Below are 13,782 nucleotides of genomic sequence, written 5' to 3' on the forward strand. Positions count from 1 at the left end.
AGGAGAAGCATGGATTGGGGTCGTGTTGCCTTTGTAATCTTTAGTTTGGGGAGCACCACTTCTTTGGCGGGTTTTTTGTATGAACCCAATGTGGTAACACTTTTTACAGCCTTAGCCTTGAATTTTATCACCGCAACTCTAAAAATTGGAGTGCAAAAACGCTTTGCCTCTGAACTACTTGGAGGATCGATTGCTGCTCTCTTGCACCTCATCCCGGCCTTTGTCTTTTTGCAAATTCTCAATAATTCTATCTTTGCTTACATGCTTGTCATCGGTGCGCTATTAAGCAATGTTTTTTGTATAGTTGTGTTGATTATTGATGGGAGTAAACCTACAGATACGGAGTATTAATGCAAGTCTATAATGCCCACCAAATCGAAGCCAAATGGCAAACTCTTTGGGAGCAAAGTGGGGTTTTTGAACCTCATGCTGATTTTAGCAAGCCTAAAAAATACATTTTAAGCATGTTTCCTTATCCTAGCGGGGCGATCCACATGGGGCATGTGCGCAATTACGCCATAGGGGATGCGCTAGCGCGTTATTACCGCCAAATGGGCTATAATGTTCTCCATCCTATGGGTTTTGATGCTTTTGGTATGCCTGCAGAGAATGCCGCCATTCAATATGGAATCCACCCGAAAAAATGGACTTATGAGAATATGGAGAGCATGCGCGCGCAGTTTCAAGTGCTGGGTTTTTCCTTCTCTAAGAGTCGCGAATTGGCCACTTGCGATCCTACCTATACTAAGATCGAACAGGGCTTTTTTTTAGAAATGTATCAAAGAGGATTGGTCTATCAAAAAGAGGCATGGTTAAATTGGTGTCCTAAAGATCACACGGTTCTAGCCAATGAGCAGGTAGTAGAGGGGAAATGTTGGCGTTGTGATACCCCTGTGGTGCAAAAACAAATGCCTCAATACTACCTCAAGATCACACAATACGCCGAAGAACTCTTGTCTGAGCTCAAAAGTCTTGAGGGGCATTGGCCTAGCCAAGTGTTGCGTATGCAAGAAAATTGGATAGGCAAATCTGAGGGTTTGAGTTTTCATTTTGAACTTACCTCTGAGAGCGCAACCCTTTTAAAAACACATGCCAAAATTGAGGTCTTCACCACCCGCATTGATACTCTCTTTGGGGTAACTTTCCTCGCCCTAGCTCCCGGGCATTCCATCGTGAACGCGCTCTTACAAGGGGGGCATTTAGATGACAAAAGCGCGCAAGCCATTAGGGCCATGCAAAACACTAGTGCGCGCGCCCGTTCTATGGAAAAAAAGGGGGTTTTATTGCCCCTGCATGCCATGCACCCTCTCACACAAGAGCGTATCCCCATTTATGTGGCTAATTTCGTGCTAGAGAGCTATGGAAGCGGAGCACTTATGGGTGTGCCCGCGCATGACTTACGCGATGGCGAATTTGCTACACTCTTAAACATTCCTATTAAATCCGTGATCAATGAAGAGGGGTTTTTAGAACAAAGTGGGGAATTTGACGGACTGACTCCAGAGCGTGCGCGTGAACTCCTAAGCGATCTCTTTGAGCAACGCGCAATAGGCAAGCGGATCACGCATTATCGCTTGCAGGATTGGGGCATTAGCCGCCAACGCTACTGGGGCGCGCTCATTCCTATGGTACGCTGTGAAACCTGCGGACTGGTGCCCGAAAAGAGGGAAAACCTACCTATCTTGCTCCCTGAAGATGTGAATATCGATGGGGAGGGCAACCCCTTAGAAAAACATGCCCGCTTTAAAGCCTGCAAGTGCCCTAAGTGCAACGCGCCCGCCCAAAGAGAGTGCGACACGATGGACACCTTTTTTCAATCCAGTTGGTATTTTCTGCGCTATACAACGCCCAAAGAGCTATGGGAGCAAGAAGCCTTTGAGCCTGCTGCGCTCGCTTATTGGCTGGGAGTAGATGAGTATATTGGTGGGGTAGAACATGCGATCTTGCACCTACTTTATGCGCGTTTTTTTACAAAGGTCTTGCGCGATTTAGGCTATTTAAAGCTTGATGAGCCCTTTAATTGCCTCACTACCCAGGGCATGGTGCTTAAGGGGGGGGCGAAGATGAGCAAATCTAAGGGAAATGTGGTTAGCCCTCAAGAGATTTTAAGCAAGTATGGCGCGGACATCGCGCGCCTTTATATCCATTTTGTCGCCCCGCCCAGTAAAGAACTCGATTGGAATGATCAAGCCCTAGAGGGTAGCGCGCGCTTTCTTAAACGCTTTTATGAAAAGTCTTTTCTAGCCCAGCCTTACACCCAACGCCCTAAAGCAGAAAATCTAAACCCTACTGAAAAAGAGGCGCGCGCTAAGGTGCACACCGCCTTGCAAAAATGCCATGCCATTTTTGAGAAAAAACAACCCGGCTACCCCTTTAACACCCTCATTGCCGCGTGCATGGAAGCCCTCAATGCCTTAGAAAAAACCACTAACCCCACGCTTTGGAGCGAGGCGTACTACATCTTGACCCATATCTTAGAACCTCTAATTCCACATGTGTGTTCTGAGATCGCCCAAAGGCTTTTTGGCTGTGTGAATTTCGCGCCCCAAGAGGTGGATAGTAGCGCGCTAGAACAAGACCAAATAGAAATCGCCATTACGATCAATGGCAAAAAGCGTGGTAGCTTGGTTGTGGATAAGGACATAGAGCGCGCAGATCTTTTAGAGCAATCCAGAGCACAGGTACACAAATGGCTAGAGGGGAAAACCCTCCTTAAAGAAGTGGTCGTGCCTGCTAAATTGGTGAATTTCGTTCTCAAATGAAGGGATGGTGGCTTGTGTGCGCGCTCATTTTAGGCGGATGTGGGTATAGACCTATTGCCACCTTTGCACACAATGCCCTAGGAGAGGGGATTTTTGTGCGCCTGATAGTGAATTTGCCCAACCCACGCAACTCCGTAGAGTTTAAGGACATGCTCAACCGCGTCATCGTACAGCGCTTTCAAAACACTCTTACTAGCGAAGAGAAAGCCGATTCGATCATTACCATAGAAATTACTAGAGTAATAGACACCTCTATTAGTCAGAATCAAGAGGGTTTTACGACCTTTTATCGCGCGACTGCCTATGTGGACTACACCTATGACAATAAAAAAGGCGTGGTGAAAAAATTTAGCGATAGTGGCTATTATAATTACGCCGTCTCTTTGCAAAACCCCCTTACTACTTACAATAACCGCCTCTATGCAATCTCTCAAGCCCTCACCCAAACTCTCACCCAATTTGTCTCTCAAATTGCTTACGAAGGTAGGCTGAATAGATGAATTTGGCAGAGTTTCTAGCCTCCCGTGCGCTGGAGTATACTCCCTTTGACCCAACGCATTTTCCTAGAATTTATGCGCGCTTTTTGGAACGCTTCAGCGATAACACGCCCAAAATCCAGATTGTTGGCACAAATGGTAAGGGCAGTACAGGGCGTTTTATTACCCTACTTTTAGAGCAAGCGGGTTTAAAAGTCTTACATTTCACTTCTCCACATCTTTTGAGTTTTAATGAACGCTTTTACACGCAGGGGTCTATTGTCTCTGATAATGCCTTGCAAGAGGCACATGCTCATTTGCACAGATTGCGTTTAGACTTTAAGATTAGCTATTTTGAATACGCCACACTTCTGGCCGTAGTGCTGGCCAAAGACTGCGATTTAATGGTATTGGAAGCTGGATTGGGAGGGGAGTTAGATAGCACTACACATTTACGCCATCGTTGCGCGCTGGTTTGCACCCCCATTAGTCTAGATCACACCGATCGTCTAGGCAATACCCTAGCTGAAATCGCCCACACAAAATTAACAGCCATGGGCAATTTGCCCCCTCATACACCCGTTGTTCTAGCTCCTCAAGAGGCTAGTGTAGCATTTCAGGCTCAAGAAATAGCCAAAAGCCACGCGCTGGCTCTTCACCAAGTCAAAGCCCCCTCTGCTATTGCTCGTGCCTATGCTGATCTACACGACTACCCCTTCTTTTTGGCACAAAACTTTCAAGTTGCCCTAGACACTTTAGATGCGCTCCAAATTCCTTATAATCCGGCCACCACCCCCGCTTTGAATTTGCATGGAAGATTTGAAAAATTGGCTTCTAATGTTATTGTTGATGTGGTGCATAATGTAGGTGGAGCACAAGTATTGAAAGAAGCCTTGCAAAAAAGATTTGGCCGCCAAAAAATTCACTTAATTTATAATAGTTATGCAAGAAAAGATGCACAGGGGATTTTGAAGTGTTTGAAGCCCATCCTTGCGCGTGTGTGGATATTAGAGGTAGACGATATGCAGATGATGGAGTTGGGTGCATTAGAGAGATTGCTAGGAAAACTTAATGTAGCATGGGAATTTTTCACATGGAAAAAATTTTATGCACTACAAGCAGACTGCCTTTGGGTGGTGGGGGGATCTTTTCGCGTGGTAGAAGTATTTTTAAGAGGCTACTATGCAAAATAAATTAGTGCTTACTATCATTGATGAGAGCGGATCTAAACAGCTCAAACTTTCCAAGAATGCTAAGTTGTACGCGCTTGTGGTGTTTTTGGTAATTTTGATGGGAGTCGTGATTGGAGGCGTGGGATTAGCACTGCTAGTCAAGCGTTTAGGTAGAATGAGTTTAGAAAAAAGTATCGTAGAAGCCCAACATCAAGAACTTTATCATAAAAACATACAGCTCAAAGGGGAAATTCACCAAAAAAGCCGTGAGATTGCTGTAGTTACACAGCAAATCAAGAGTTTAGAGCGTATTTTACATGTCCAAAAGGGTACACAACTCAACTCTGACGCTTACAACCATGTAGATTTGCAAGCTCTTCCTATGGCAAGCAAAACTTTAGCTCTAGCCCTTATTCCTAATGGTATCCCTCTAGCCAACTACACGCATAAAAGTTTTACTCCGCCTCCTAAATACCATGCTGGTTATGATTTCACTACACCCCCCAACACGCCTGTTTATGCTAGTGCAAGCGGGATTGTAGATGTGGTGTTGTTGAGTAAGCAGGGTTATGGAAATTTGGTACGCTTAGAACATGCCTTTGGATTTAGTTCTATTTATGCACATTTAAATCAGATTGTGCTTAAACCTCATAGTTTTGTGCAAAAAGGCGCGCTTGTGGGTTATAGTAGCGCGCAGGGATTGCACTATGAAATCCGCTTTCTAGGTCAGGTTGTGGGTATGCCCTCTTATCTGAGTTGGAATTTAGAGAATTTTAATACACTTTTTACAGATCCTAGTATTAATTGGAAAAATCTTTTTTATAGCATTCAAGACATCACTCAAACCCAAAACTACCGCAATCCCGCTCCTATGAAAGATTCCCATGTGGCTCAATAAACGCCTAATTTTAGTCTTTACCTACCAAGATGGGAGTAAATCTATCAATGTACACGCCATTTACAAACAAATCGCGTATTATGGGCTACTTTTTTTACTCAGCGTGATCTTGTTTTTAGTGTTTGTACTCTATGTTTTTGATCGCGAAATTGGAAAGACTAGAGCGCAAACCAAAACTTTGCGCGCAGAGATTAGTAAAGGTTTAAAAGCCCACGCACATCTTAATGAAGAGTTACAAAATTATTTAGAAGATTTACTTTTGGCTGGGGAAAAAGTCAATGATCTTGAAGAAGTTGTGGGGATACAAAACCCTCAAGAGGATAACGCCCCACTTAGCGCGCGCTTGGATGTGGCCAGCATCACCGGGGCACAAAAGAGCTTTATTATGCGCTTTATTCCCAATGATAACCCCTTAGAGAGCTACCGGCGCATTTCTAGCGAGTTCCAACACCGCTATCATCCTATCTTGCATCGCATGCAAAACCATACAGGCGTGGATTTGAGTACGCCCATAGATACCCCCGTCTATGCTACGGCTAATGGCGTGGTGGGATTGGCTGGTAGGGGGTGGAATGGAGGCTATGGGCGACTCATCAAGCTCTATCATCCATTTGGTTTTAAGACCTATTACGCACATTTACATAAAATTGTGGTCAAAGATGGGGAGTTTGTCAAAAAAGGGCAACTCATCGCCTATAGCGGGAGCTCAGGCATGAGCACAGGGCCGCATTTGCACTATGAAGTGCGCTTTATGGATAAGCCCATCAACCCTATTCATTTTATTCGCTGGAATATGAAAAACTTTGACTTTATTTTTACACAGGAAAGGAATATTGCATGGCCATCTTTACTAACGACCATAAACAACCTACTAATGGGTCCGCTACCATCATCGCACAAGGCACGAAGCTTAAAGGCGAAGTGAATACTGATTGCCATTTACACATTGATGGCGTGATTGAGGGGAGTGTCCATTCTGCTCACACCGTTGTTATTGGTAAGAATGGGATTGTGGTAGGAGATATTGTGGCTTATAGGTTGGTTGTCAATGGTAAGCTTAATGGCAATGCCCAAGCCGATGTGATTGAGATCATGCCCTTGGGCATTGTAGATGGCAAGATTGTTAGCTCTGAGCTTATTATTGAGCGTAAGGGAATTTTGATTGGAGAGAGTCGTCCTAAAGAGATGACTCACGCTCTTTTAGAAAATAAAACCAATTCTGAGAAGAAAACTTCTTGATTCAAGCCAGCCTTTATCACGCCCTAGAAAAGGGGCTTCATAGCCCTATTTTGATCGTTTCTAACCATGCTCAGGCGCGCCAGTGCGCCCAAGTGGCGCGCTTTTTTGCCCCTCAAAAAACCCTTTTTATTTTCCCAGAGTTGCGTGCCCATTATTTAGATGACATGCGCGCCTTTAGCTCTGAACTTAGCGCGCTTTTAAGCCAATTACGCCTTTTTTATAACGCCCAAGAGGCAGGACAAGATTGTTTACTGATCGCTCCTTTAAGCGCGTTACTCCACCCCCTACCCAAGCCTTTTTTATGCCAAAGTTTCACTCTCAAAGCTTTAGAGGCCTACCCTCTCTCTGATCTGCGCGCGCGCTTGATCGCCTATGGTTACGAATTTGTAGACATGGTGGAATTGGTCGGGGAAGCTAGTTTGCGTGGAGACATTTTAGACATTTTTACCCCCAATGCCTCCACACCCCACCGCTTAAGCTTTTTTGGAGAGGAATGCGAGGATATTAAACGCTTTGATCTGACTACCCAGCTTAGTCAGCCTGAGCTTTTAGAAAGTCTAGAAATCCCACCCGCGCTCTTTAGCCTCAATCCTGAGCAACATGCTACTCTTTTAGCACGCCTGCAAAATTTAAATCATGATAGTCTTGTGCCCGATCTGGCCTCTTTGGGCTGGTGGGTGTTGCAAGATTTTGGACTCTATCTTTGGGAAGCATATCCTGCAATTTTGAGCACACAGGCGCGCCAAGAAGCCCTAGAGTATGCCAGCTTAGAAGATCTGCCTGCTCTAGAAAAAATTCTCGCCCTGCCCTGCTTGCCCACCTTGCAAGGTTATGAGGATTTCAAACTGCCCTTAAAGAATTTGAGCGATTTTTGCGCTCTGCATGCCCAAAAACAAATCACGCTATTGCACCGCACTTATGAGATTTTGCCCCCTCTAGAGCCCCATATGCGCGCGCAAGTTTCAGACTGCGTACTACACTTTAGCACCCCTACGCAAATTTTTATCTCTCTGCACAATTACCCCAAGCCCCCCCAAACCAAGCCCCTTAACTTCGCTTTAAGTGAGCTTAATAGCGGGGATTTTGTAGTGCATGAAGACTATGGCGTAGGACTTTTTCATGGACTGGTGCAGCAAAATATCTTGGGCAGTATACGCGATTTTATTGCCCTTGAGTATCAAAACCACGATCGCCTCTATGTCCCTGTAGAAAATCTGCACCTACTAGAGCGCTACATTGCCCCCAACACTCCCACACTAGACAAACTGGGCAAGGGGAGTTTTAATAAACTCAAAGCCAAAGTGCGCGCAGAGCTTTTAGGGCTAGCCGGTGAGATTATCAGCGCGCATGCAGAGCGCATGTTGCTAGAGGGGGTTAAAATTACCCCCTCTGTTGCCAAGTTGCAAGAGTTCACGCGCGCGCGCCCCTTTGAGCTCACAAAAGATCAAACCCGCGCCATAGAGGAGATTTTAAGCGATTTGGCCAGCGCGCAGGTGATGGATCGCTTGCTTAATGGCGATGTAGGCTTTGGCAAGACGGAGGTCGCGCTTGTGGCAATCTACGCGCTCACTCTAGAGAAGTACCAAAGCGCCCTCTTTGTGCCCACAACCCTGCTCTCCACCCAGCATTTTGCTACCCTGCATGCGCGTCTAAGTCCCTTTGGAGTGCGTATTGCCAAACTGGATCGCTTCAGCAAGGATAAGGCGCAGGTTTTAAAGAGCTTAAAAGAGGGGAGTGTTGATGTCGTGGTGGGCACGCATGCGCTCTTGGGCGCAGAGTTTAAAAATTTAGGGCTGGTAGTGGTGGATGAAGAACATAAATTTGGAGTCAAGCAAAAGGAGTCAATCAAATTTCTAGCCCAAAATGTGCACCTTTTGAGCATGTCTGCTACCCCCATTCCGCGCACCTTGAGCATGGCTTTAGCGCGCATTAAGCAGATCAGCTACCTAGCCACCCCTCCAGAGACTAAACCTCCTGTACGCACTTTTGTAAAAGAAAAAACCCCTGCCCTGCTCAAGGAAATTATCTTAAGGGAGTTGCGCCGTAAGGGGCAAGTATTCTATATCTACAACCACATCCAAAGCATGCCCTTTGTGCAAAAGAGCCTAAAAAGCCTTTTACCCCATATCTGCATAGAAATCTTGCACTCCAAAACTCCGCCTGCTCAAGCCGAAGCCCTTATTTTAGAGTTTGCGCGTGGGGGTTTTGAACTCTTGTTATGTACCAGCATTGTCGAATCAGGGATTCACCTCCCCAATGCCAATACCATCATCATCGATCACGCCGATAGTTTCGGGCTAGCTGACCTGCACCAACTGCGTGGGCGCGTAGGACGGGGCATACATGAGGGTTTTTGTTATTTCTTAGTAGAGGACAAGCAAGCATTAACTCAGAGCGCGACCAAACGCCTTTTAGCCCTAGAGAAAAATGCGAGTTTAGGGAGCGGGGCACATATTGCTTTACACGACCTAGAAATTCGAGGTGGGGGAAATTTGCTAGGCTCTCATCAAAGCGGGCATATTAAGAGTATTGGCTATGCTTTGTATGCGCGCATGCTCGAAGACGCGTTACAGGAAAAAAGTGGGGCGTTAGGGGCGCGCGCAGGAGTGGAGCTTAAATTACAAGTAAGCGGGTTTTTAAACGCGGAATTGATTGAGAGCGATATTTTGCGCTTGGAGCTGTATCGGCGTTTGGCTCTGTGTGAAGAGAGCGCGCAAGTGGTGGAGATCGCACACGAAATTGAAGATCGATTCGGCACACTAGATGCCATGAGTGCGCAGTTTTTGAGCATTGTGCGCATTAAAATTTTAGCCAACCAGCTTCAAATTCCTAAAATCACCCAGCACCAACAACACATCACCTTACACCTACCTAAGCCCATATACCTACAAGCCCCCAGTAAGGATGATGGTGAGGTGCTAGAAACCCTGTTGAGCCACTTAGAGCGCGCTTTAGAAAAACCCTAGTAGCATAGAGATTAAAAATAATCCCCCACTTTTTAAGTCCCACTTTACTTTGACTTGTCATGCGTGCCAACAAGACGCGTGCAGAAGAAAAACAAAGGTGGCCACCTTCCTATAGGAATGAGGGAGTAACCCAAGGTTTTTAGGTTTTGCACCGCTTTAAATCCCCTGTATACGCCCCCATTTAAGCGTAAATCCCCCTAAATGGCATTGTCAATCAAAGACTTAGAGCGCTTGCGCGCAGTCGGTAAGCCAAAATTAGGGGTGGCATGGACAATCCTTAATTAGCTCAGTTTGTCCTCTACAATGTCAATAATGGTGTTGGCCACTTTGCGCGCGGTTTTATCCAAAAATTCTACAGGGGTGGTAAAGCCCACACAAGAGCAGTTGATTTCGCCCAAAATGTAGCGATCTTTGCCATGTTCATCGGTGTCTAAAATAAAGTCTGCGGTCCAGATCAAAGGCAGATCGTAATTGCCTAGTTTGCTTTGGATTTGGGGGAGGTGTTTTAAGAAGTAATGCACTAAGTTATCCCATTGTTCAGGCTTGTCATAGCGATACTTTGCGCCGCTAAACAAAGTCGCGCTAAAAGCGTCCGCGCCCTCAGCGGGTTTTTTATGCACCACATAAATAGGGTGTTTGTAGAGCATTAAAATACGGATTTCGCCCTCTTTAATGCGGGGTAAAAAGGTCATATCCACAAGCATTCCATTATCCCCCACGAGGTATTTTTCACAAAAATCCATAAATTCGCCTAATTTGCGGTGCTCCACATGGTTGTCCACTGCTTCGGTGCACTTGATTTTAGCGTCTAAGGGCACTTCGCTCACCCCTGCAGGTAGAGGCTCTTCAAGTTGTACGCGCCAAATGCCCTCACCGGTTGAGCCGCGATTTTGTTTGAGCACCCTCTCACCCTTAGCTAAAGTTTTAGGGAATGTCTTTTTAAAGTCATGCTTGTCCGCCCAAGTGACTCCGATGCGTTTGGCTTCCTCTTTGTCATAATAGGCGTAGGTGTCATCGGGCACTAAATCTGTGTCGGCAAGTTTGGTGAGCGCATCTTTTGCTCCATAGCCAATCATCGCGTCTGGATGGGGCATGCCAATCACGCCATGATCGCAGAGTTTGCGCAAGAGGTCAAAATAGAGTTTTTCCTCTTTCAAGTTGCCCGGATTCACGCGAGAAACATAGACGTCGGCGTGCGTTTGTACATATTCATAAACGCCCTTAGTTTTCTCGCCATCTTTCAAGAGTTCATCGGTGAGGAATACAACCTCTGCTTGCCATCCGAGTTTTTTCAGATAGTCCATCATGGGCATGGTGTCGCGTCTGTGCCCGTCCCTGCCTTTGTCTGTCCCGCCCACTGCCTCAAAAAACACCACATGCTTTTTCATATGTCCTCCAAAAAGATTTTTGCGGTCAACCCGCTAGCGTTATTGTAGCATTATTGGCGCGTGATTGGGGCTTGATCAAGTTTTCTGATAAGTTCTTGAATCTCTTGATGATAGACATCTTCATTTTGGAGCTTTTCTAACATCTTGAAACCCGCTTCAATGATAGCAAAAAGCTCTGGCTTGGTATAACGCCAGCGTTGCAGGGTGCGGGTGGTAATCTTAAGAATCCTAGCTTTATCTCTTTGAGTATATTTGACAGGGGACGCCACAGCAATTTTCCATAAAAATTTGTTGAGCGGGAATGTATGTATTTTTAACTTTAATTTAAACAGCGAAATATAGTCGCTTTTTTAGTGATAATTAAGAAATATTTTCGTATATTAGCTTTGCACCTAAATTTACAAGGAGTTCAAAATGAGTCTTGCTGTTAATAAGTTGGATTTAGAGCCCATTATCGTCAAAATAATGGACAAGGAAGAAGGTTTAGGTTGGGAATTAGAATATGCTCAAGTTATCGCAGAAGAGTATAAGAGATTCCTTACGCTTTGTTTGGAGAATAGAGATCAGGCAATCGTGCCTCCTAAAGATGTCGATGATTTTTGGCACTATCATATTTTGGACACACAAAAATACGCCCAAGATTGCCAAGAAATTTTTGGCTACTTCTTGCACCACTTCCACTATTTTGGCATGCGTGGGGATCAAGACGCGCAAAACCTCCAAGATTCTTGGAATGACACATGTCAAAAATACCTTGCACGCTTTGGCATGCCCTCTGCACTCGTGCAAGAAAAAGTTTGGCGTGCTACAAGCAGATGTCCTAATTGCGGTCGGGGTAATGAAGGTGTGTTTATGCAAACGCGCCCCACTCTAAAAGCGGTGTAAAAGAGATTTTTACTGCCAAACCTGCCTTAAGTTTTCTTTTTAGGGGTGGGGATGTCCGCACCCAAGAGGCTCTTTAGGGGGTTTCCCAAGTTTGTAAAGCTTCCTCTAGGATTTCTTTAACACAGGTGATCCCCCCTGCCAAACTAAAGAGCCAGTATTTATGAGCGTAAATCCATTCTAGTTGTTTGGCTTGTAATTCCTCTTGACTAAAGGTGGGTTTGATCACAATTTTAGCGATGTCTAGTTCTTGATGGAAGATATAGGATTGAATCGCGTCATTAAAACATTGGGTGAATTTAACTTCCTCAAAGAGGGTTTTTAAATCATCAATTTTTTCACTCAACACCTCTATGCGCTTTAAATCCAATTTTTCTAGGTCATTTTGGGCGTTGAGCGATTCGATTTCCTCTAAGAATGCCATTATCTCCAAAAAGAGGGCTTCGATTTTTTCCTTGCACTCTTGGGCATACTCAATCGCATCTAAACAGGTCTTTTTAGCTTCCTCTAACCAGCGCGCGCTCTGCTCTGGGCTTGGGGGGGTGAGTTGCATGGGAGCTTTGGGCTCTAAGGCGGGCAAATCTGCTTTAATGCGTGCGATCGCTTCTTTAAAGGGAAGTTCTAAAGTGCCCCTAATGCGCGCCCCGCCCTCTGTGGCGTTGATCACCTCTAAATTATAGGGCGTGTGGTAAATGTCCTTTTCAAAGAAGTCTAAAAAGAGCTTCCAAATGCGCGTGCTCTCTACCTGCCCTTCTCCTCCATAGGCTTCAATAAAAATTTTCTCCCCCTCCTCTTTGGGCTTGATCTCTTGTGCCCCATAGATCGCTCCACTGGCATGACTCTCTCCACTGGGTGCAAAGCTCAAATCTTGTCCGATGAAAACACAACGCTTAAAGCGCGCGTGTACCACGAGCTCATAGGCCATGTTAGCCGCACTCATGCCAATGCCCAAATAGCCATAATCATGCAAGTTAAACAGACTGGTATAACCAAAGGGGCGTAGGCTAAATTGAATAGTACCTTTGCTGATGGCTTGGCGCAAACTTTGGTGCACAATAGAAGTGATGGCAAAAATCACTCCCTCTTGAGCCTCTTTGGGCGTGTCTTGGTAAAATTTAGCACTAGCTTCCACGCGCTCAAGCGAAAAGACCAGATCGGGTTTAATCCCATGTGCATGCAAAATAGGAAAAGAGGCATCAATGCAAAAGAGGGTTGCATAAGGGGCGATCTCTTTAAGCAAGGGGAGTTGTTTATTCAGACTAGGCCCCGTAGAAACAATGATAGCGGTGTTATAGCGCGCGTTGCGCGTCTTGAGGGCTTGCACTAAGTTAATAAGAGTGGGGGTTTGCACCACAAAGGGGAGGTTTTGCACATGGTGTTTGATCCCAATGATCGCATCTTTGGCATCATTACCCACGCCAATCACCGCATTTTCAAGGGCTTTGACAAAGTGTTGGTTAATAAGGGTGAAATCTTGGACATATTGCTCATAATAAGAATGAGAAATGACCAACTCATACACCTTAGCATACACTTTAGCATGTTTGTCCATCAAAAAAAGCGAGGCGATTAATGGATAGTTGCACGCGCCAGAGTGCAGCAAGATGAGACGATCGCTTTGCATTTCCTCGCTAAAATCTAGTAAATTTAAGACAATAAAAATGATCTCTAATTCGGGCTCAATCACTACTAAGCGTTTGAGTTGTTCTAAACCCAAAAATAAGCGCATGAGCATGCCATTACCCGCGCCATAAAAGTACAGATAGGGGATGTACATATGTGCGCTGAGCTCCTCAAAGCGTTTTAAATTCTCTTCTAAGGGTTTGTGCGCAAAAAGGGGAGTGTTGGTGGAAATATCCACAATATTGAAGGCATCTTGTTGCATGAAAACTTCGTACTTAAGATTGCTCTTAAGTTTACTCAGTTCCAAAGCCAAGAGGGGGTCTTTGTGTTGCAAAACCCCTAAATTTTTCTCATAAACGCTAGACAAGCCTACCCC

At 45.3% G+C, this 13,782-nt stretch carries 12 protein-coding genes; 9 read left to right on the forward strand and 3 right to left on the reverse strand.

The genetic code is table 11. The features are described 5' to 3' along the window. The first annotated feature begins 9 nt into the window (after nt 1–9). Genes C6H00_RS05455 through C6H00_RS05490 form a run of 8 tightly spaced genes read left to right on the forward strand, consistent with a single transcriptional unit; the run spans nt 10 to nt 9,513 of the window. On the forward strand, nt 10–351 hold the full coding sequence (locus tag C6H00_RS05455) for a DUF6394 family protein (protein WP_104749999.1): 342 nt from the start codon (nt 10–12) through the stop codon (nt 349–351). Next, nucleotides 351–2,762 carry a leucine--tRNA ligase gene (leuS, locus tag C6H00_RS05460; RefSeq protein ID WP_104750000.1) on the forward strand — a complete coding sequence of 804 codons (2,412 nt, stop codon included), beginning with the start codon at nt 351–353 and terminating at the stop codon, nt 2,760–2,762. The genes C6H00_RS05455 and leuS overlap by 1 nt, the downstream gene beginning before the upstream one ends. Then, entirely contained in the window at nt 2,759–3,262 is a 504-nt protein-coding gene (gene lptE / locus C6H00_RS05465) for an LPS assembly lipoprotein LptE (protein ID WP_104750001.1), read from the forward strand. The genes leuS and lptE overlap by 4 nt, the downstream gene beginning before the upstream one ends. Continuing rightward, nucleotides 3,259–4,431, forward strand: a complete 1,173-nt coding sequence (locus C6H00_RS05470; RefSeq protein WP_104750002.1) for a folylpolyglutamate synthase/dihydrofolate synthase family protein — start codon at nt 3,259–3,261, stop codon at nt 4,429–4,431. The genes lptE and C6H00_RS05470 overlap by 4 nt, the downstream gene beginning before the upstream one ends. Beyond that, entirely contained in the window at nt 4,421–5,308 is an 888-nt protein-coding gene (locus C6H00_RS05475) for a M23 family metallopeptidase (RefSeq protein WP_104750003.1), read from the forward strand. Before C6H00_RS05470 ends, C6H00_RS05475 begins: the two co-directional genes overlap by 11 nt. Continuing rightward, the gene (locus C6H00_RS05480; protein ID WP_104750004.1) at nt 5,295–6,233 is read left to right on the forward strand and encodes a M23 family metallopeptidase; all 939 of its coding nucleotides are present in this window, start codon (nt 5,295–5,297) and stop codon (nt 6,231–6,233) included. Before C6H00_RS05475 ends, C6H00_RS05480 begins: the two co-directional genes overlap by 14 nt. Then, entirely contained in the window at nt 6,146–6,547 is a 402-nt protein-coding gene (locus C6H00_RS05485) for a bactofilin family protein (protein ID WP_104750005.1), read from the forward strand. Before C6H00_RS05480 ends, C6H00_RS05485 begins: the two co-directional genes overlap by 88 nt. Then, a complete protein-coding gene (locus C6H00_RS05490; protein WP_199769197.1) occupies nt 6,544–9,513 on the forward strand; it encodes a DEAD/DEAH box helicase in 2,970 nt (989 codons plus the stop codon). Before C6H00_RS05485 ends, C6H00_RS05490 begins: the two co-directional genes overlap by 4 nt. A 281-nt stretch (nt 9,514–9,794) precedes the next feature. Here the strand turns inward: C6H00_RS05490 and C6H00_RS05495 are convergent, their stop codons facing one another. Both C6H00_RS05495 and C6H00_RS05500 read right to left on the reverse strand, forming a co-directional pair. Continuing rightward, nucleotides 9,795–10,901 (reverse strand): Cj0069 family protein, encoded by a 1,107-nt coding sequence (locus tag C6H00_RS05495; protein ID WP_104750006.1) that lies wholly within the window; start codon nt 10,899–10,901, stop codon nt 9,795–9,797. A gap of 50 nt (nt 10,902–10,951) precedes the next feature. After that, nucleotides 10,952–11,170 (reverse strand): hypothetical protein, encoded by a 219-nt coding sequence (locus tag C6H00_RS05500; protein WP_104750007.1) that lies wholly within the window; start codon nt 11,168–11,170, stop codon nt 10,952–10,954. A 145-nt stretch (nt 11,171–11,315) separates the two neighbouring features. Here C6H00_RS05500 and C6H00_RS05505 point away from each other — a divergent pair, with 145 nt between their 5' ends. After that, nucleotides 11,316–11,786: a glycine-rich domain-containing protein gene (locus tag C6H00_RS05505; protein ID WP_104750008.1), complete on the forward strand. Its 471-nt coding sequence runs from the start codon at nt 11,316–11,318 to the stop codon at nt 11,784–11,786. 73 nt (nt 11,787–11,859) lie between these two features. Here the strand turns inward: C6H00_RS05505 and C6H00_RS05510 are convergent, their stop codons facing one another. Beyond that, nucleotides 11,860–13,773 carry a motility associated factor glycosyltransferase family protein gene (locus C6H00_RS05510; protein WP_104750009.1) on the reverse strand — a complete coding sequence of 638 codons (1,914 nt, stop codon included), beginning with the start codon at nt 13,771–13,773 and terminating at the stop codon, nt 11,860–11,862. Nucleotides 13,774–13,782 lie beyond the last annotated feature (9 nt).

Origin of the sequence: Helicobacter cynogastricus, assembly GCF_900197855.1 — a bacterium.
Lineage (GTDB): Bacteria > Campylobacterota > Campylobacteria > Campylobacterales > Helicobacteraceae > Helicobacter > Helicobacter cynogastricus.